The 17,796-nt window shown below is 65.0% G+C and carries 11 protein-coding genes, 1 rRNA gene and 6 pseudogenes; 13 read left to right on the top strand and 5 right to left on the bottom strand.

Features of this window, described 5'->3' with window-relative positions; all coding sequences use genetic code 11:
- Positions 1 to 24: 24 nt before the first annotated feature.
- A 16S ribosomal RNA gene (locus tag OMK73_RS29585) occupies positions 25 to 1,554 on the bottom strand.
- Between the two features lie 573 nt (positions 1,555 to 2,127).
- Positions 2,128 to 2,904, bottom strand: coding sequence for an enoyl-CoA hydratase (locus tag OMK73_RS29580; RefSeq protein ID WP_267605156.1), 777 nt, complete (start codon positions 2,902 to 2,904; stop codon positions 2,128 to 2,130).
- Positions 2,905 to 3,131: 227 nt separating this feature from the next.
- Between OMK73_RS29580 and paaG the strand changes: the two are divergent.
- From paaG to paaK, 3 genes and pseudogenes are all read left to right on the top strand, one after another.
- Positions 3,132 to 3,943 (top strand): annotated as a pseudogene (gene paaG, locus OMK73_RS29575) (2-(1,2-epoxy-1,2-dihydrophenyl)acetyl-CoA isomerase PaaG).
- Between the two features lie 46 nt (positions 3,944 to 3,989).
- The gene (gene paaI, locus OMK73_RS29570) at positions 3,990 to 4,436 is read left to right on the top strand and encodes a hydroxyphenylacetyl-CoA thioesterase PaaI (RefSeq protein WP_267605155.1); all 447 of its coding nucleotides are present in this window, start codon (positions 3,990 to 3,992) and stop codon (positions 4,434 to 4,436) included.
- Between the two features lie 52 nt (positions 4,437 to 4,488).
- On the top strand, positions 4,489 to 5,790 hold the full coding sequence (gene paaK / locus OMK73_RS29565; protein ID WP_267605154.1) for a phenylacetate--CoA ligase PaaK: 1,302 nt from the start codon (positions 4,489 to 4,491) through the stop codon (positions 5,788 to 5,790).
- A gap of 69 nt (positions 5,791 to 5,859) precedes the next feature.
- Here the strand turns inward: paaK and OMK73_RS29560 are convergent.
- Positions 5,860 to 7,022 (bottom strand): annotated as a pseudogene (locus tag OMK73_RS29560) (murein transglycosylase A).
- Positions 7,023 to 7,110: 88 nt separating this feature from the next.
- On the opposite strand from OMK73_RS29560, the gene OMK73_RS29555 reads away from it, so the two are divergent.
- Complete coding sequence (locus OMK73_RS29555) at positions 7,111 to 7,329, top strand: hypothetical protein (RefSeq protein WP_267605153.1); 219 nt, start codon at positions 7,111 to 7,113, stop codon at positions 7,327 to 7,329.
- A 16-nt stretch (positions 7,330 to 7,345) separates the two neighbouring features.
- Here the strand turns inward: OMK73_RS29555 and apaG are convergent, their stop codons facing one another.
- On the bottom strand, positions 7,346 to 7,720 hold the full coding sequence (apaG, locus tag OMK73_RS29550) for a Co2+/Mg2+ efflux protein ApaG (protein ID WP_006162582.1): 375 nt from the start codon (positions 7,718 to 7,720) through the stop codon (positions 7,346 to 7,348).
- Positions 7,721 to 7,885: 165 nt separating this feature from the next.
- Between apaG and rpe the strand changes: the two genes are divergently transcribed.
- The 8 genes and pseudogenes from rpe to OMK73_RS29510 all read left to right on the top strand — a co-directional run bounded on the left by rpe (position 7,886) and on the right by OMK73_RS29510 (position 15,363).
- Positions 7,886 to 8,587, top strand: coding sequence for a ribulose-phosphate 3-epimerase (gene rpe / locus OMK73_RS29545; RefSeq protein WP_267605152.1), 702 nt, complete (start codon positions 7,886 to 7,888; stop codon positions 8,585 to 8,587).
- A pseudogene (gph, locus tag OMK73_RS29540) lies at positions 8,584 to 9,313 on the top strand (phosphoglycolate phosphatase). Before rpe ends, gph begins: the two are co-directional and overlap by 4 nt.
- 483 nt (positions 9,314 to 9,796) lie before the next feature.
- Positions 9,797 to 11,313, top strand: a pseudogene (gene trpE / locus OMK73_RS29535) (anthranilate synthase component I).
- A gap of 24 nt (positions 11,314 to 11,337) precedes the next feature.
- Entirely contained in the window at positions 11,338 to 11,907 is a 570-nt protein-coding gene (locus OMK73_RS29530) for an anthranilate synthase component II (protein ID WP_267605151.1), read from the top strand.
- Positions 11,908 to 11,975: 68 nt separating this feature from the next.
- Positions 11,976 to 13,004 (top strand): anthranilate phosphoribosyltransferase, encoded by a 1,029-nt coding sequence (gene trpD / locus OMK73_RS29525; protein ID WP_267606563.1) that lies wholly within the window; start codon positions 11,976 to 11,978, stop codon positions 13,002 to 13,004.
- A 48-nt stretch (positions 13,005 to 13,052) separates the two neighbouring features.
- Positions 13,053 to 13,856: an indole-3-glycerol phosphate synthase TrpC gene (gene trpC / locus OMK73_RS29520; protein WP_267605150.1), complete on the top strand. Its 804-nt coding sequence runs from the start codon at positions 13,053 to 13,055 to the stop codon at positions 13,854 to 13,856.
- Between the two features lie 16 nt (positions 13,857 to 13,872).
- Positions 13,873 to 14,514: an inorganic triphosphatase gene (locus tag OMK73_RS29515; RefSeq protein ID WP_267605149.1), complete on the top strand. Its 642-nt coding sequence runs from the start codon at positions 13,873 to 13,875 to the stop codon at positions 14,512 to 14,514.
- 55 nt (positions 14,515 to 14,569) lie between these two features.
- Positions 14,570 to 15,363 (top strand): annotated as a pseudogene (locus tag OMK73_RS29510) (uracil-DNA glycosylase).
- A 45-nt stretch (positions 15,364 to 15,408) separates the two neighbouring features.
- Here OMK73_RS29510 and OMK73_RS29505 read toward each other — a convergent pair.
- Positions 15,409 to 15,681 (bottom strand): acylphosphatase, encoded by a 273-nt coding sequence (locus OMK73_RS29505; RefSeq protein ID WP_150985647.1) that lies wholly within the window; start codon positions 15,679 to 15,681, stop codon positions 15,409 to 15,411.
- A gap of 326 nt (positions 15,682 to 16,007) precedes the next feature.
- On the opposite strand from OMK73_RS29505, the pseudogene OMK73_RS29500 reads away from it, so the two are divergent.
- Positions 16,008 to 17,761: pseudogene (locus OMK73_RS29500) on the top strand (ABC transporter permease).
- The last annotated feature ends 35 nt before the right edge of the window (positions 17,762 to 17,796 follow it).

The following is a 17,796-nucleotide window of genomic DNA, read 5'->3' as shown; positions in this document are numbered from 1 at the left end:
CTCGACGTTGGATGCACGCTCTTGAAAGGAGGTGATCCAGCCGCACCTTCCGATACGGCTACCTTGTTACGACTTCACCCCAGTCATGAACCCTGCCGTGGTAATCGCCCTCCTTGCGGTTAGGCTAACTACTTCTGGCAAAACCCACTCCCATGGTGTGACGGGCGGTGTGTACAAGACCCGGGAACGTATTCACCGCGGCATGCTGATCCGCGATTACTAGCGATTCCAGCTTCACGTAGTCGAGTTGCAGACTACGATCCGGACTACGATGCGTTTTCTGGGATTGGCTCCCCTCGCGGGTTGGCAACCCTCTGTACGCACCATTGTATGACGTGTGAAGCCCTACCCATAAGGGCCATGAGGACTTGACGTCATCCCCACCTTCCTCCGGTTTGTCACCGGCAGTCTCTCTAGAGTGCTCTTGCGTAGCAACTAAAGACAAGGGTTGCGCTCGTTGCGGGACTTAACCCAACATCTCACGACACGAGCTGACGACAGCCATGCAGCACCTGTGTCCACTTTCCCTTTCGGGCACCTGATGCATCTCTGCTTCGTTAGTGGCATGTCAAGGGTAGGTAAGGTTTTTCGCGTTGCATCGAATTAATCCACATCATCCACCGCTTGTGCGGGTCCCCGTCAATTCCTTTGAGTTTTAATCTTGCGACCGTACTCCCCAGGCGGTCAACTTCACGCGTTAGCTACGTTACTGAAGAAATGAATCCCCAACAACTAGTTGACATCGTTTAGGGCGTGGACTACCAGGGTATCTAATCCTGTTTGCTCCCCACGCTTTCGTGCATGAGCGTCAGTGACGTCCCAGGGGGCTGCCTTCGCCATCGGTATTCCTCCACATCTCTACGCATTTCACTGCTACACGTGGAATTCTACCCCCTCTGACATACTCTAGCCTTGCAGTCACAAGCGCCATTCCCAAGTTGAGCTCGGGGATTTCACGCCTGTCTTACAAAACCGCCTGCGCACGCTTTACGCCCAGTAATTCCGATTAACGCTCGCACCCTACGTATTACCGCGGCTGCTGGCACGTAGTTAGCCGGTGCTTATTCTTCCGGTACCGTCATCCCCCCGCCGTATTAGGGCAAGGGATTTCTTTCCGGACAAAAGTGCTTTACAACCCGAAGGCCTTCTTCACACACGCGGCATTGCTGGATCAGGGTTGCCCCCATTGTCCAAAATTCCCCACTGCTGCCTCCCGTAGGAGTCTGGGCCGTGTCTCAGTCCCAGTGTGGCTGATCGTCCTCTCAGACCAGCTACTGATCGTCGCCTTGGTGGGCCTTTACCCCACCAACTAGCTAATCAGACATCGGCCGCTCCTATCGCGCGAGGCCTTGCGGTCCCCCGCTTTCACCCTCAGGTCGTATGCGGTATTAGCTAATCTTTCGACTAGTTATCCCCCACGACAGGGCACGTTCCGATGTATTACTCACCCGTTCGCCACTCGCCACCAGGATTGCTCCCGTGCTGCCGTTCGACTTGCATGTGTAAGGCATGCCGCCAGCGTTCAATCTGAGCCAGGATCAAACTCTTCAGTTTAATACCTGTGTGACCCTTCGGTTTCCCGACGGATCTCGCTCTTTCGAGCGGTCGCTCACTCTCAGAAAACTGACTGGCTACGTCCGAAGACATAACCAACATGTTTTACTGTGCGAGCACTTTATAACTTGTAAGCTAAAAGACCGAAGTCTTCCGCATCCGCTATCAAGCGCCCACACTTATCGGTTGTTTGTTTGTTAAAGAACTGGCCGCGGCTCGCTTTGCTTACCGCGTCGCTGCTTTGCCTGCAGCAGAGAAACGAGATTATGAAGCGTGATCATCGTTTCGTCAACAGGTTTTTTACTTCGGTTCGCTTCGCCATGCGCGTCGCCAACCACCCCCTGCCAACCCCGCAACCCTTGTCCCGTCTGCTTTGCAGCGGTCTTTTGTGTTGCGAGGGGGCGAATAGTAAGCGCCCCATCCGACCTTGGCAATCGTTTTGTCACATGAGTATGCGGGGCCCTCCGAGGGGCCAGGAACAACCCATTGATCTATAAAGAAAATGCCGCTTTCTTACCCCGCATCGAAAGATGAATACCCGATGAAGCTACTCGGGTATTTGCCTATCAAGCTTTAGCGATGCTTGAACCCGGGCGCTCTCTTCTCCACAAATGCGGCCATGCCTTCCTTCTGGTCCTCCGTCGCGAAGGTCGAGTGGAACAAGCGGCGTTCCAGGTGCACGCCTTCGGAAAGGCTGGTCTCGTAAGCGGTGTTGATCGACTCCTTGATCATCATGACCACCGGCAAGGAGAACCCGGCGATGGTCTCGGCGGCGGCCAGCGCATCGTCGAGCAGCTTGTCGGCTGCAACCACACGCGACACCAGGCCGGCGCGCTCGGCTTCCGCCGCGTCCATCATGCGGGAAGTCAGGCACAGGTCCATGGCCTTGGCCTTGGAGACCGCGCGCGGCAGGCGCTGGGTGCCGCCGGCGCCCGGCATGGTGCCCAGCTTGACCTCGGGCTGGCCGAAGCGGGCGGTATCGGCAGCGATGATGATGTCGCACATCATCGCCAGCTCGCAGCCGCCGCCAAGCGCGTAGCCGGCCACCGCCGCGATCACCGGCTTGCGGACGCGGCGGATCGCCTCCCAGTTCCGGGTGATGTAATCGCCTTTGTACACATCCATATAGGTGTACTTGGCCATCATGCCGATATCGGCGCCCGCGGCAAAGGCGCGCTCGCTGCCGGTGATCACGATGCTGCCGATGGCCTCGTCGGCGTCGAAAGCGAGCAACGCCGCGCCCAGCTCATCCATCAGCGCGTCGTTGAGCGCGTTCAGGGCCTTGGGGCGGTTCAGCGTCACCAGGCCAACGCGCCCGCGCGTCTCCACCAGAATGTTCTCGTACGGCATGTGTTCTCCTCTTGGAATAGGAAGTGGGGAAGTACAAAGTGGATCGATTCGTTACCAGCGAGACGATACTCGCGCGCGGAAATTAGTGCTACCATTCGCCGACCGACTGGTCGGTTAATTTAAACGGCGATCCGAATTCTCCTGCATGGCTATATGCATAGCTATATATAAGAGAGTGACCGGGTGCCGCCAGACATTGCCCCTAACAGACACGGCAGGAGACGAAGATGCCAGATACGCCCCCGCAGGCCAGCCTGACTTCCGGCCCGATACTGCTCGCCTGGCACGGCAAGGTTGCCGTCATCACGCTGAATCGCCCCGACAAGCTCAATAGCTTTACCCGCGACATGCATGCCGTGCTGCAGCAGGCACTAGACCATGTGGAGGCCGGCGGCGCCCGCGCCCTGCTGCTGACGGGTGCCGGGCGCGGTTTCTGCGCAGGACAGGACCTGGCCGACCTGGATTTCACGCCCGGCGCCATGACCGACCTGGGCGAGTTGATCGATGTATGGTTCAACCGGCTGGTCCGGCGCCTGCAAAGTTGCCGCTGCCAGTGATTGCCGCCGTCAACGGCACCGCGGCCGGCGCCGGCGCCAACCTGGCGCTGGCCTGCGACATAGTGTTGGCGGCACGCTCGGCCAGCTTCATCCAGGCCTTCGTCAAGATTGGGCTGGTCCCGGATTCCGGTGGCACCTGGCTGTTGCCCAAGCGCATCGGCATGGCCCGCGCCATGGGACTGGCCATGACGGGCGACAAGCTCAGCGCCGACGAGGCCGAAAAATGGGGGCTGATCTGGGAGGCGATGGACGACCCCCTGCTGCCCGAGCAGGCGCTGGCCCTGGCCACGCACCTGGCGGCGCAGCCAACGCGCGCCCTGGCCGCGATCAAGCAGGCGATGTACGCCGGCGCAAGCCAGGGCCTCGATACCCAGCTCGACCTGGAACGCGACCTGCAGCGCCAGCTGGGCGCCTCGCTGGACTATGCCGAGGGCGTCAACGCTTTCCTGGAAAAACGCGCGCCACGCTTCACGGGGCGCTAGGATCGCCTGTACGCACCGCAGCCAACAGCCCGAACAGGAGACCAGCTTGACCCACAATCCCCAGGCCCTCGCCGAAGCGGCCGCTGCCAGCATGTACGAGGCCGATGCCTGCAGCCGCTGGCTGGGCATCACCGTCGAGGCCGTGCGGCCCGGCTATGCGCGCTTGTCCATGCCGGTGCGGCAGGAATTCCTCAACGGCCACGGCATCTGCCACGGCGGACTAATGTTCACGCTGGCCGATTCGACCTTTGCCTTCGCCTGCAACAGCCACAATATCAACACGGTGGCGGCGGGTTGCAGCATCGAGTTCCTCAAACCCGTGCAGGGCGGCGACGTGCTGACGGCAGAAGCCACGGAGCAGGTCCTGTCGGGCCGTCATGGCATCTACGATATCCGGGTGACCAACCGCGCCGGCGAGCCGGTGGCGATGTTCCGCGGCAAGTCCGCGCAGATCAAAGGGCATGTCGTCCCGCCGCCGGGCGCGGCGGCGTGATGCCGGACCCGGATTCCACCACGCAAACATAAGCCCCCGCGCAGGAGACACCATGACGCGCCTGACAGATCTGCCGCTCGAGCCGATCGAGACCGCCAGCCGCGAAGCCCTGCAGGCCTTGCAGCTGGAACGCCTGAAATGGTCGCTCAACCACGCCTACCAGAACTCGCCGGTCTACCGCCGCAAGTTCGATGCCGCCGGCGTCCACCCGGACCAGATCCGGACTCTGGCCGACCTCGCCCGCTTTCCGTTCACCACCAAGCAGGACCTGCGCGATAGCTACCCGTTCGGGATGTTCGCCGTGCCGCAGGACCGCGTGGCGCGCATCCATGCCTCGTCGGGCACGACCGGCAAGCCCACGGTGGTGGGATACACCTTGAAGGACATCGATACCTGGGCCACGGTGGTGGCACGCTCGATCCGCGCCGCCGGCGCACGGCGCGGCGACAAGGTGCATATCAGCTACGGCTACGGACTGTTTACCGGCGGACTTGGTGCGCACTACGGCGTGGAAAAGGCGGGGCTCACCGCGATCCCGTTCGGTGGCGGCCAGACCGAGCGGCAGGTACAGTTGATCCAGGATTTCAAGCCGGAAGTGATCATGGTCACGCCGAGCTACATGCTGGCCATCGCCGACGAGTTCGAGCGCCAAGGCATCGACCCGACTTCCAGCTCGCTCAAGGTCGGCATCTTCGGCGCGGAGCCCTGGACGCCCGAGATGCGCCTGGCCATCGAGAAGCGCATGGGCATCTCGGCGGTGGATATCTATGGGCTATCGGAAGTGATGGGGCCGGGCGTGGCCAGCGAGTGCGCCGAGACCAAGGATGGCCCGACCATCTGGGAGGATCATTTCTACCCGGAGGTGGTCGATCCCGTCACCGGCGCGGTGCTGCCCGACGGCGAATTCGGCGAGCTGGTCTTTACGTCGCTGTCCAAGGAAGCCCTGCCGATCGTCCGTTACCGGACCCGCGATCTCACGCGGCTGCTGCCTGGCAGCGCTCGGGGCGCGTTCCGCCGTATGGAGAAGGTGACCGGCCGCTCCGACGACATGATGATCATCCGCGGCGTCAACGTGTTCCCCTCGCAGATCGAGGAGCTGATCCTCAAGCACGCGGAACTAGCGCCGCACTACCAGTGCGTGCTGACCAAGGATGGCCATCTCGACGTACTGACCGTGCGCGTGGAATGCGCGCATGGCGTCGACCCGGCGGCCACGCAGCAGGCCAGCGCGCAACTGACCTACGACATCAAAGCCTTTATCGGCGTCACCGTTGGCATCGAGATCCTGCCTACCGGCGGCGTGGAACGCTCGGTGGGCAAGGCGCGGCGCATTGTCGACCAGCGCCCGCGCTGAAGATAGAGAGGTAAGTGCAAGAAAGTGCAGGAGCCGGCCAGGAATGGCCGGCTCTCTTGCTTTCATGCCTTAGCTGCGCGGCATCAGCACCCACATCCGCCCGCCCTGCTTCATCCGCCCGGCGGTTTCGCCGGCAGCGTCGCCAGCCCCCAGAAGAAGTCAGCGCGCACCCCGCCCTTGATGGCGGAGCCCGTATCCTGCGCGAACATCAGGCGCTGGATGGGCTCGGACGACAGCGGCCGCGTGGTGGAGAGGAAAACCGGCACGCCCAGCGGGATGGTGGCGGGATCGACCGCGATGGAGCGCTCGGCAGTCAGCGGCACGCCCAGCGCGCCGACCGGGCCATCGTTATTAGGCGGCAGTTCGCGGAAGAACACGAAGCGCGGGTTCACGTTGAGCATTTCATCAACGCGCCCCGGGTTGGCCCCAGCCCAGGCCTTGATGCCCTGCATGGTGGCCTGCGCCGGCGTGATCTCGCCGCGGTCGAGCAGCCACTTGCCGAAGGAGCGGAACGGCTGGTCGTTGGTGCCGCCGAAACCTACCCGCATGACGCTGCCGTCCTGCAGGCGGATCCGGCCGGAGCCCTGGATCTGCAGGAACGCGGCTTCCACCGGATCATCCACCCAGACCAGCTCCTGGCCACGCAGGGCCGGGTTCTGCAGCAGCTCACCACGCGCCGGCAGCGGCCGGTTGCCCCACTGGGCCGGCTTGCGGTACAGCGGCACCTGGTACTGGCCCTGGCGCTGGCGCGCGCCGTGCAGGATCGGCTCGTAGTAGCCGGTGATCAGCCCGCTGTCGGTGCCGTCGCCGTTGACCACGCGAAAGGGCTGGAAGTTGGACTCGAAGTAGGAGCGCATGGCGTCCAGGTCGCCGGCGTCGACCATCAGGCCGAGCGCGCAGACGCGGTTCCACTCGGCGCGCTTCTTCAGGGCCTGGCAGCTGGCCTGCAGCGCCGGCCAGGCCGCGCGCACGTCGTCCTGGCTCCAGCCGCCGATCTCGGCCCAGTTGGCAGCTTGCAGCACGCCCTTCTGGGTGGAACCGGTCGGTGGCGTCACGGGACGGGTGCCCGGGCCTTCGATGCGCGGCGGCGGGCCGCTCATGCAGCCGGCCAGCAGCGTGGCCGCAGCGGCAAGCCCGAGCCAGCCAAGGCGGCGCCCGGCGCCTGGCGAGCCGCGCAGCGGGGCCCGGGAAGAGAAAACAGGAAAGCGGAAAAAGGAATGCAGGTGTGCCATCTTGATTGGGTGAAAACTCAGCGTATCGCGGCCGGACGCATCTGCCGATGGCCTACAATGCCCACCGTCGCCTCCACGTAGCCCTGTCATGAGCAAGTTCTTTGAAGCCCATCCCATGCTGCTGTTCGCCCTCGAGGCCGGACTGGCGCTCTTCCTGCTGATCTTCATCGTCGTCTGGACCATGGGCACGGCCAAGAAGAACCCGCGCCCCAGCCGCGCGCCGGACGATCATCCGTCGCGTGCGGGACATGCAGAACAAGGCTCGGCGCGTACCCAACAGGATCAGGACAGCACACCGGGCCAATAGGTTCCGCCGGCTTCTCTCAGTGCAACATGCGCGGCAGGACCAGCGCAAACTCGGGAATCGGCACCTCGAAGCGATGGCCATCCTCGGCCACGCAGAAATACTCCCCCTTCATCGAGCCCACCGGGGTCGAGATGGTGGCCCAGCTGGTGTACTCGAAATGCTCGCCCGGCTTGAGCAGGGGCTGGTGCCCGACCACGCCAAGGCCAGCCACTTCCTGGGTGCCGTTGTCGCTATCGGTGATGACCCAGTGGCGGGAGATCAGCTGCGCAGCCACCTCGCCGGTATTGTGGATCGTGATGGTGTAGGCGAAGGCATGGCGCCCGCGCTCAGGGTCGGACTGGTCGGCCAGGTACTGTGTACGTACGGCCACGGAAAACGCGTATTCGCTCATAGTCGACACATAAGGGGCGGGATCAGGGTAGCCGCATTGTGCGGCAAGGCTCGGGGGCGGCAAGCTAAGCCGCCGCAAGCTGCCTGCCCGATGGCAGCGGCGCCCTGCGCGGGGAGGGTAAAATACCGGCTTCCCCTTGAAGCACTCCCCCTTTCGAGCCCCGCCATGAGCACGCCCACCTACCGCATCGCCCCGTCCATCCTGTCCGCCGACTTTGCCCGCCTGGGCGAGGAAGTGCGGCGCGTGACCGCGGACGGCGCCGACTGGATCCATTTCGACGTGATGGACAACCATTACGTGCCGAACCTGACCGTGGGCCCGCTGGTGTGCGAGGCAATCCGCCCCCACGTGACCGCCCCGATCGACGTGCACCTGATGGTGCGCCCGGTAGACCGCATCATCCCGGACTTTGCCAAGGCTGGCGCTAATATCATCACCTTCCACCCGGAAGCGAGCGAGCATATCGACCGCTCCCTGGCGCTGATCCGCGAACACGGCTGCCAGGCCGGCCTGGTATTCAACCCGGCCACGCCGCTGCACCACCTGGACCACGTGATGGACCGGATCGACGTGATCCTGCTGATGTCGGTCAACCCCGGCTTCGGCGGCCAGTCGTTCATCCCCGAGACGCTCAACAAGCTGCGCGCTGCCCGCAAGCGCATCGACGCGTACGCCGAGCGCACCGGACGCCGCATCCTGCTGGAAGTGGACGGCGGCGTGAAGATCGATAACATCGCCGAAATCGCCGCAGCCGGGGCCGACACCTTTGTCGCCGGTTCCGCCGTGTTCAGCAAGCCGGACGCGGACGGCGGCTACAAGGGCGTGCTGTCGGCCATGCGCAGCGAGCTGGCCAAGGTCGGCCAATGAGCGTGACCCAGCTTAAGCGCACCGACTGGCGCGGCATCCGCGGCGTCATCGTGGACCTGGACGGCACCATGGTGGACACCGCCGGCGACTTCCATGCGGCGGTCAACGCCATGCTCAAGGCGCTGGTCCACCTGCACCGGCAGCTTGGCAACGCCGCGCCGATGAGCAAGGAGGAGATCGTCAGCTTTGTCGGCAAGGGCTCGGAAAACCTGATCCGGCGGGTGCTGGATGCGCGCTTCTCCCCGCCCACGCCAATGGCATGTTTGCCGATGCGCTGGCCCTGTACGACCGCGAATACCTGCGCATCAACGGCCAGTTCTCGCAGGTCTACGCTGGTGTCGCCGAGGGGCTGGCGGCGCTGAAGGCAGCCGGCATACGGCTGGCCTGTGTGACCAACAAGCCATACAACTTCACCGGACCCTGCTGGCCAAGACCGGCCTTGGCCGGTTCTTCGAGCTGGTCTACGGCGGCGACGCCTTCGCCCTGCGCAAGCCGGATCCCCTGCCGCTGCTCAAGGTGGCCGAGGCGTTCCGGCTGGAGCCGGCTGAAATGGCCGCGATCGGCGACTCGGAAAACGATGCGCAGGCGGCCCGTGCGGCGGGCATGGGAGTGCTGCTTGTGCCCTATGGCTACAACCATGGCAATCCTGTACAAGGCGTCGACGCCGATGGTATAGTCGATTCCATTGTTCGCGTTGCCGAGCTGTTTGCGGCACACCGGGCATGACCCTGGCGGCCACGGCCGCCAAACAAGCAAAAGAAGTACAAAAAGAAGTACAAGCACCACCAAACATCCAAACCATAAATCGCTGAACACGATTTCATGTTTCTGAACCGCAAACGCATCTCTTCTGGCAGTGATCGGCAGGCCTGGCCCTGGCGTCGCTGGCGCGCCTCCCAACAGGCGTAAAGTGCGTTCGCGAGTCTCCTGACCGCCCCCTTCCCGCATCCCCGCGATGCATCCGTACCAGGATGGGGCCGGCCAGACCGGCAGGTTGCCGGACCTTCACTGATTTTCCAGCCGCCCGACATCCCAGCCCTTGCGCCGGTGTCATCCGAACGCGCTGCACGCCCACCCCGGCCGTGCGTGGACACTCGTCCGCGCCATGGTCTCTCCGGGGCGGGTCTGACGACCTTCCAGCCCCAAGTTGCCGACATCGCGACGTGCGCCATACTGAAACGACTGGCGCCGCTGCACAAGAGGATCGACATGACCGAACTGGAATTCAAATCGCTGGCCGAGCAGGGCTACAACCGTATCCCCCTGATCACCGAAGCCTTCGCCGACCTGGAAACGCCGCTGTCGCTGTACCTGAAGCTGGCGCAATCGCAAACGCGCGGGGTCAACACCTTCTTGCTGGAATCCGTGGTGGGTGGCGAGCGCTTCGGCCGCTACTCCTTCATTGGCCTGCATGCCCGCACCCTGCTGCGCGCCTGCGGCATGCGCACGGAGGTGGTCACCGATGGCCGCGTGGTGGAAACCCATGAAGGCAACCCGCTCGACTTCATCGCCGACTTCGAAAAGCGCTTCAAGGTGGCGCTGCGCCCCGGCCTGCCGCGCTTCTGCGGCGGCCTGGCCGGCTACTTCGGCTACGACGCGGTGCGTTATATCGAGAAAAAGCTCGCCAACACGCAAAAGCCGGACGACCTGAACCTGCCCGACATCCAGCTGCTGCTGTGCGAAGAGCTGGCGGTGATCGACAACCTGTCCGGCAAACTCTACCTGATCGTCTACGCCGACCCGACCACCCCGGAAGCCTACGCCCGCGCCCGCCAGCGCCTGCGCGAGCTGCGCATGAAGCTGCGCCAGCCGGTGGATGTGCCCATCACCAGCCCCTCGGTGCAGACCGACGTCTACCGCGAGTTCGACAAGGCCGACTACCTTGCGGCCGTGCATAAGGCCAAGGAATACATCATGGCCGGCGACATGATGCAGGTGCAGATCGGCCAGCGCCTGGTCAAGCCGTACCGCGACTCGCCGCTCACGCTGTACCGCGCGCTGCGCTCGCTGAACCCGTCGCCGTACATGTACTTCTACAACTTCGGCGACTTCCAGATCGTGGGCGCCTCGCCCGAGATCCTGGTGCGCCAGGAAACCCGCCGCGTCGGCAGCAACGGCGACCAGCGCGAGGATCACATCGTCACCATCCGCCCGCTGGCCGGCACCCGCCCGCGCGGCAACACGCCGGAGAAGGACGCGCAGCTGGCCACCGAACTGCTCAACGACCCCAAGGAAATCGCCGAGCACGTGATGCTGATCGACCTGGCGCGCAATGACATCGGCCGCATTGCCGAGATCGGCTCGGTCAAGGTCACCGACCAGATGGTGATCGAGAAATACTCCCACGTGCAGCACATCGTCAGCTCCGTGGAAGGCACGCTCAAGCCCGGCATGAGCAACCTGGACGTGCTGCGCGCCACCTTCCCGGCCGGCACGCTGTCGGGCGCGCCCAAGGTGCATGCGATGGAGATCATCGACGAGCTGGAGCCGCGCAAGCGTGGCATCTACGGCGGCGCGGTGGGCTACCTGTCCTTCGGCGGCGAGATGGACCTGGCCATTGCGATCCGCACCGGCATCGTCAAGGACGGCAATCTCTATGTGCAGGCCGCTGCCGGCATCGTTGCCGACTCGGACCCCGAAGCCGAATGGAGGAAACCGAAGCCAAGGCGCGCGCCGTGATCCGCGCCGCCGAGCAGGTCCAGGACGGCCTGGACTCGGATATCTAAGGTAAAGGGAACAGGGGAACCGCCATGCTGCTGATGATCGACAACTACGATTCGTTTACCTACAACATCGTCCAATACTTCGGCGAACTCGGCGCCGACGTGCGCACCTATCGCAACGACGAAATCACGCTGGAAGAGATCGAGGCGCTCAAGCCCGACCATATCTGCGTCTCGCCCGGCCCGTGCAGTCCCAAGGAAGCCGGCATCTCGGTGGCGGTGCTGCAGCACTTTGCCGGCCGCATCCCGATGCTGGGCGTGTGCCTGGGCCACCAGGCCATCGGCGAAGCCTTCGGCGGCAAGGTGATCCGCGCCAAGCAGGTCATGCACGGCAAGGTCAGCCGCATCGAGACCACGCAGGAAGGCGTGTTCGCCGGCCTGCCCAAGCACTTCGACGTGACGCGCTATCATTCCCTGGCGATCGAGCGCGAAACCTTGCCGGATTGCCTGGAAGTGACGGCCTGGACACCGGATGGCGAGATCATGGGCGTGCGCCACAAGACGCTCGCCATTGAAGGGGTGCAGTTCCACCCCGAGTCCATCCTGTCCGAGCATGGCCATGCGCTGCTGGCCAACTTCATCAAGGCGCCCCGATGAGACTGCTCGATACGCCCAACGCGCCCGCGCCAGGCGCTGCCCACACCAACGCCAAGACCGAGACCGCCATGTCCATCACGCCCCAGGAAGCCCTCACCCGCTGCATCGAACATCGCGAGATCTTCCATGACGAGATGCTGCACCTGATGCGGCAGATCATGCAGGGCCAGATGTCGCCGGTGATGGCCGCGGCCATCCTGACCGGGCTGCGCGTCAAGAAAGAAACCATCGGCGAGATCTCGGCGGCGGCGCAGGTGATGCGCGAGTTCGCCAACAAGGTGCCCGTCAAGGATCGCGAGAACTTCGTCGATATCGTCGGCACCGGCGGTGACGGCTCGCATACGTTCAATATTTCCACCGCGTCGATGTTCGTGGCCTCCGCTGCCGGCGCGCGCATCGCCAAGCACGGCAACCGCGGCGTGAGCTCCAAGTCGGGCAGCGCCGACGTGCTGGAAGCGCTGGGCGTGAACATCATGCTCACGCCGGAACAGGTTGGCCACTGCATCGAGCAGACCGGCATCGGCTTCATGTTCGCGCCCACGCACCACCCGGCCATGAAGAACGTGGCGCCGATCCGCAAGGAAATGGGCGTGCGCACCATCTTCAATATCCTGGGCCCGCTGACCAACCCGGCCGACGCGCCCAATATCCTGATGGGCGTGTTCCATCCTGACCTGGTCGGCATCCAGGTGCGCGTGATGCAGCGCCTGGGCGCGCGCCACGCGCTGGTGGTCTACGGCAAGGACGGCATGGACGAAGTCTCGCTGGGCGCTGCCACGCTGGTGGGTGAACTCAAGGACGGCGAAGTGCGCGAGTACGAAGTCCATCCCGAGGACTTTGGCCTGCAGATGATCTCCAACCGCGGCCTGAAGGTGGCCGATGCCACCGAGTCCAAGGAAATGCTGCTGGAAGCGCTCACCGATGTGCCGGGCACCCCGCGCGAGATCGTCACGCTCAACGCCGGCACCGCACTGTACGCGGCCAATGTGGCCACCTCGATCGAGGACGGCATCCAGCGCGCGCGCGAGGCCATCGCCAGCGGCGCGGCACGCGAGAAGCTCGACCAGTTCGTGCGCGCCACGCAGCAGTTCAAGTAAGCCGGCCTGGTCCGTCTAGCAAATTAAGCCGAGCGAGAGAATTCCCGCATGTCCGATATCCTGCAGAAAATCCTGGCCGTAAAGGCCGACGAAGTGAACGCGGCGCGCAAGAAGCGCGACCTGCCCAGCCTGCGCGCCGAGGCCGAGAGCCTGCGCGCCGAGCCGGGCCTGGCGCCACGCGGCTTCGCGCGCGCGCTGCGCGAGAAGATCGCCGCCGGCAACGCCGGGGTGATCGCCGAGGTGAAGAAGGCCTCGCCCTCCAAGGGCGTGCTGCGCGCGAATTTCGTGCCGGAGGCCATCGCCGAGAGCTACGCCACGCACGGCGCGGCCTGCCTGTCCGTCCTGACCGACGTGAACTTCTTCCAGGGCCACGCCGACTTCCTCAAGCGCGCCCGCGGCGCCTGCCCGCTGCCCGCGCTGCGCAAGGACTTCATGATCGACCTGTACCAGGTCTATGAAGCCCGCTGCTGGGGCGCCGACGCCATCTTGCTGATCGTGTCCGCGCTGGACCCGGGCCTGATGGCCGAGCTGGAAGCCTGCGCGCATGAGCTCGGCATGGACGTGCTGGTGGAAGTGCACGGCGGCGAGGAGCTCGACGCCGCGCTGCGCCTGAAATCGCCGCTGCTGGGGGTGAACAACCGCAACCTGCGCACCTTCGAGGTCTCGCTCGACAACACGCTGGACCTGCTGCCGCGCATCCCGGACGACCGCCTGGTGGTGACCGAATCCGGCATCATCGGCCCGGACGACGTACACCGCATGCGCGACGCCAATGTGCACGCCTTCCTGGTGGGCGAGGCCTTCATGCGCGCGCCCGACCCGGGTGTCGAGCTGGCACGCCTGTTCGCCTGAGCGGGAGCACGAAAAAATGGCCCAGGAAATCGAACTCAAGCTGGCGGTGCCCGACGGTGCCATGCCGGCGCTAGCGGCCTGGCTGGATGCACAAGGGCAGGCGTGCGGCGAGCACACGCTGCTCAACGTCTACCTCGACACCCCGGCCCGCGACCTGGCCGGCGCCCGTGCCGCCCTGCGGCTGCGCCGCCGTGGCGAGCAATGGCTGCAGACGTTGAAGACCGCGGGCAAGAGCGAAGCCGGGCTGGCCGCCCGCCACGAGTGGGAAACCAAGGTGGCGGCCGAAGCCATCGAGCTCGATGCCTTCCCGCCCGAGGCGCGTGCCCTGCTGGCGCCGCTGGCCGCAACCCTGGCGCCGGTCTTCCGCACCGATTTCGCGCGGCGCACCTGGCTGGTCGAACAGGATGGCGTCAGCATCGAGGCCGCGCTCGACGTCGGGACGATTTCAGTACCGGCCAGCGCCGCGCAAGAGACGATCCAGGAACTCGAGCTCGAATGGCTGCCCGGCGACGCCGGACAAGCTCCCACGCAGGAACGGGCCGAGGCCGCGCTGCGCGCGCTGGCGCTGCGCCTGCAGCACGTCGCGCCCCTCAAACCGTCCGACCAGAGCAAAGCCGCGCGCGGCTACCGGCTCGCCGGCGGCGCGGGCCGCGCCTGAGTTGGCGCGCCCCGCCCGCCTCTCCCCTACTTCAAGAACCAGGTATCCCTCCAGCATGAGCAAGCACAACAGCGCACAGGCCGACCTGTTCGCAGCCCCGGTCGTTGCCGCAGCCGAAACCGCGCCCGCGCCCGCCGCCAGCCTGTCGGAGCAAGCCGCGGCGCTGCCAGCGGCCTGGCGCGCATTGCTGGCCCCCTGCATGAACGCAGCCGGCTGGCAGGAACTGGCCACCTTCGTCGACGGCGAGCGCGCCAGCGGCAAGCCGGTCTTTCCGCATGACGTGTTCCACGCCTTGCACCTGACGCCGCCCGAGACCGTCAAGGTGGTGATCCTTGGCCAGGACCCGTATCACGGCACCGGGGTGGTCAACGGCAGCGAGATTCCGCAGGCGCATGGCCTGGCCTTCTCGGTGCCGGATGGCGTGCGCGTGCCCCCAGCCTGCGCAACATCTTCAAGGAAATCGCCGCGGAATATGGCGACGGCGGGGCAACAGCCCCGGCCTCCGGCAACCTGGAGGGCTGGGCACGCCAAGGCGTGCTGCTGCTCAACACCGTGCTGACGGTGGAGCAGGGCCAAGCCGCCAGCCACGCCAAGCGCGGCTGGGAAGCGGTGACCGATTGCCTGATCCAGGCCTTGTCCGCCGCGCGCCCGCACCTGGTCTTCCTGCTGTGGGGCAGCCACGCGCAGGCCAAGAAACCCTTGCTGGCCGGCACGCATTGCGTGCTGGAAGCGCCGCATCCGTCACCACTGTCGGCACACCGGGGCTTCCTCGGCTGCGGGCACTTCCGGCTGGCCAACGACTGGCTGCAAGAGCACGGTGCCGCGCCGGTGGACTGGCGCGCCACCTGAGCCGCCGGGCAGCCTGTTCACCCTGCCGGGCGCGCCTGCCCGCCTTTAGGCCGTCGGCAGGCAGTCGAAATCCTCGAACTCACCCGCGCCGGGCAGCGCCACCAGCGCGTTGACCTGCGCGTCCGGCGGCCCGCGCCGCATCCAGTTGCAAAGGGCTTCCAGCCGATCCGGCGGCCCATAGGCCATCACCTCGACCGAGCCATCGCGCCGGTTGCGCACCCAGCCGTTGATGCCCAGCGCCCCGGCCTGCCCCGCGCACGCCACGCGGTAGCCCACGCCCTGCACCCGCCCCTTGACCACGATGTGCCACGTTTCCATCTGGCTTCCCCTTGCCGCGCGCGAGCGCTGAAACAACCGTTGAAACGGTTACGACACGCATAACAGGTAAACCAGACCGCCCTGCCAAGCGTTACCAGTAGGGGCAGGCCAACGCAGGTAACGTCCGCAGCACAACGACGCGCGAGTCGCGCTCTGTCGACAACCCGAAAGCCCTGTTAGCAAGCCGACGTAACCCGAAATAACCCGAGCCAGCGCAGCGCAAGGCGCCCACGCCCTGGCCGGCCACCGCCGATCCGATTCATCCAGGCCCCCGGACCGCCCGGCCCCGTCCGGCAACCGCAGCCAACGTTTCCACTGCCAAGATAATGCAGCAAGCCGAACACGACCAGGCCAGCTCGGTCACTTCCCGTGGCTACGCCAGCCAGCTGCTGACCGCGCCGCCGAACCGCTTCGACCTGGCGCTGCTGCCCATCATCCTGGCGGTGATCGTGCTGGTGGCCTTTGCCGCCCGCCAGATGAACGTGCCCTACCAGCCCGGCGAGCCGCTGGACGTGCACCTGGACATCGCCTATCTGCCCTACTATCTCATGCGCACCAGCATCCGCATGATGATTGCGCTGGGCGCCTCGCTGCTGTTCTCCTTCGCCTTCGCGGCGCTCGCCTCCAAGAACCGCACCGCCGAGAAAGTGATGGTGCCGGCGCTCGACATCCTGCAGTCGATCCCGGTGCTGGGCTTCCTGTCGATTACGGTGACAGGCTTCATCGCCCTGTTCCCCGGGAGCCTGGTCGGGGTGGAATGCGCCGCCATCTTCGCCATCTTCACCTCGCAGGCCTGGAACATGGCGTTCAGCCTGTACCAGTCGATCCGCACCATCCCGACCGACCTGGTGGAAGCGGCAGCCATGTTCCGGCTCTCGCCGTGGCAGAAGTTCTGGCGCCTCGAAGTGCCTTTCGCCATGCCGGGCCTGCTATGGAACATGATGATGTCGATGTCCGGCGGCTGGTTTTTCGTGGTCGCGTCCGAGGCCATCTCAGTGTCTGGCAACGACATCCGGCTGCCGGGCATCGGCTCCTATATCTCGCTGGCGATCCAGCAGCAGAACCTGGCGGCGATCGGCTGGGCCATCCTGGCCATGCTGATCGGCATCGTGCTTTATGACCAGTTGCTGTTCCGGCCGCTGATTGCCTGGGCCGACCGCTTCCGCTTCGAGATCATGGCGCAGGAAACCGAGCCGCAATCGTGGCTGCTCAACCTGCTGCGCCGCTCGGAATGGGTACGCGTGCTGCTGGGCCGCACGGCAGCGCTGGCCGAGCGCACGCTGGCCTGGGGATCCGGGCGCAAGGCGGTAGCGCCGAAGGCCAACGATAGCCGGCGCGCAATGTGGATCGAACGCGCCGGCAATGTCATCATCATCGTGATTGCCATGCTGGCCCTGTATCGCGTGATGCACTTCGTGCGCACCGAGGTGGGCTGGGCGGAGGTGGGCCATGTGCTGTGGCTGGGCACGCTGACCATGGTGCGGGTGATCGTGCTGATCGCGCTGGCCGCGGTGATCTGGGTACCCATCGGCATCCGCATCGGCCTGAACCCCAAGGTGGCGCGCATCGCCCAGCCGGTGGCGCAGTTCCTGGCCGCCTTCCCGGCCAACCTGATGTTCCCGCTGGTGGTGATGCTGATCGTGCGCTTCGGGCTGAACCCGGAGATCTGGCTCAGCCCACTGATGATTTTCGGCACGCAGTGGTACATCCTGTTCAATGTGATTGCCGGCGCTTCCGGCATCCCCACCGAACTCAAGCTGGCCGCGCGCAATTTTGGCCTGCGCGGCTGGCTGCTGTGGAAACGCTTCCTGGTCCCTGCGGTGTTTCCCAGCCTGCTGACCGGCCTGGTGACCGCGGCCGGCGGCTCGTGGAATGCGAGTATCGTGTCCGAATACGTCACCTGGGGCGACCGCACGCTGGTTGCCACCGGCCTTGGCAGCTATATCGCGGAGATGACCTCGAAGGGCGACTTCCCCGCATCGCGCTGGGCATCGGCGTGATGGCGGTGTTCGTGGTGGGCTTCAACCGCCTGCTGTGGAACCGCCTCTACCTGCTCGCGCAAGAACGCACGCGTCTTTGAGCCGCCCATACGCCGCCAAGAAGCCGCCCATTTGA

It is taken from the genome of Cupriavidus sp. D39 (assembly GCF_026627925.1).
Classification (GTDB): domain Bacteria; phylum Pseudomonadota; class Gammaproteobacteria; order Burkholderiales; family Burkholderiaceae; genus Cupriavidus; species Cupriavidus ulmosensis.
The sequence above is the reverse complement of the archived record's forward strand: the minus strand, read 5'-3'. Positions and strand labels throughout refer to the sequence as shown.

What these genes read in the sequence shown, in the direction of transcription:
- OMK73_RS29505 (WP_150985647.1), bottom strand. Translation starts at nt 15,681, where the DNA reads ATGGAAACGTGGCACATCGTGGTCAAGGGGCGGGTGCAGGGCGTGGGC.
- paaK (WP_267605154.1), top strand. Translation starts at nt 4,489, where the DNA reads ATGACGCGCCTGACAGATCTGCCGCTCGAGCCGATCGAGACCGCCAGC.
- OMK73_RS29515 (WP_267605149.1), top strand. Translation starts at nt 13,873, where the DNA reads ATGGCCCAGGAAATCGAACTCAAGCTGGCGGTGCCCGACGGTGCCATG.
- OMK73_RS29530 (WP_267605151.1), top strand. Translation starts at nt 11,338, where the DNA reads ATGCTGCTGATGATCGACAACTACGATTCGTTTACCTACAACATCGTC.
- apaG (WP_006162582.1), bottom strand. Translation starts at nt 7,720, where the DNA reads ATGAGCGAATACGCGTTTTCCGTGGCCGTACGTACACAGTACCTGGCC.
- trpD (WP_267606563.1), top strand. Translation starts at nt 11,976, where the DNA reads ATGTCCATCACGCCCCAGGAAGCCCTCACCCGCTGCATCGAACATCGC.
- OMK73_RS29580 (WP_267605156.1), bottom strand. Translation starts at nt 2,904, where the DNA reads ATGCCGTACGAGAACATTCTGGTGGAGACGCGCGGGCGCGTTGGCCTG.
- OMK73_RS29555 (WP_267605153.1), top strand. Translation starts at nt 7,111, where the DNA reads ATGAGCAAGTTCTTTGAAGCCCATCCCATGCTGCTGTTCGCCCTCGAG.
- rpe (WP_267605152.1), top strand. Translation starts at nt 7,886, where the DNA reads ATGAGCACGCCCACCTACCGCATCGCCCCGTCCATCCTGTCCGCCGAC.
- trpC (WP_267605150.1), top strand. Translation starts at nt 13,053, where the DNA reads ATGTCCGATATCCTGCAGAAAATCCTGGCCGTAAAGGCCGACGAAGTG.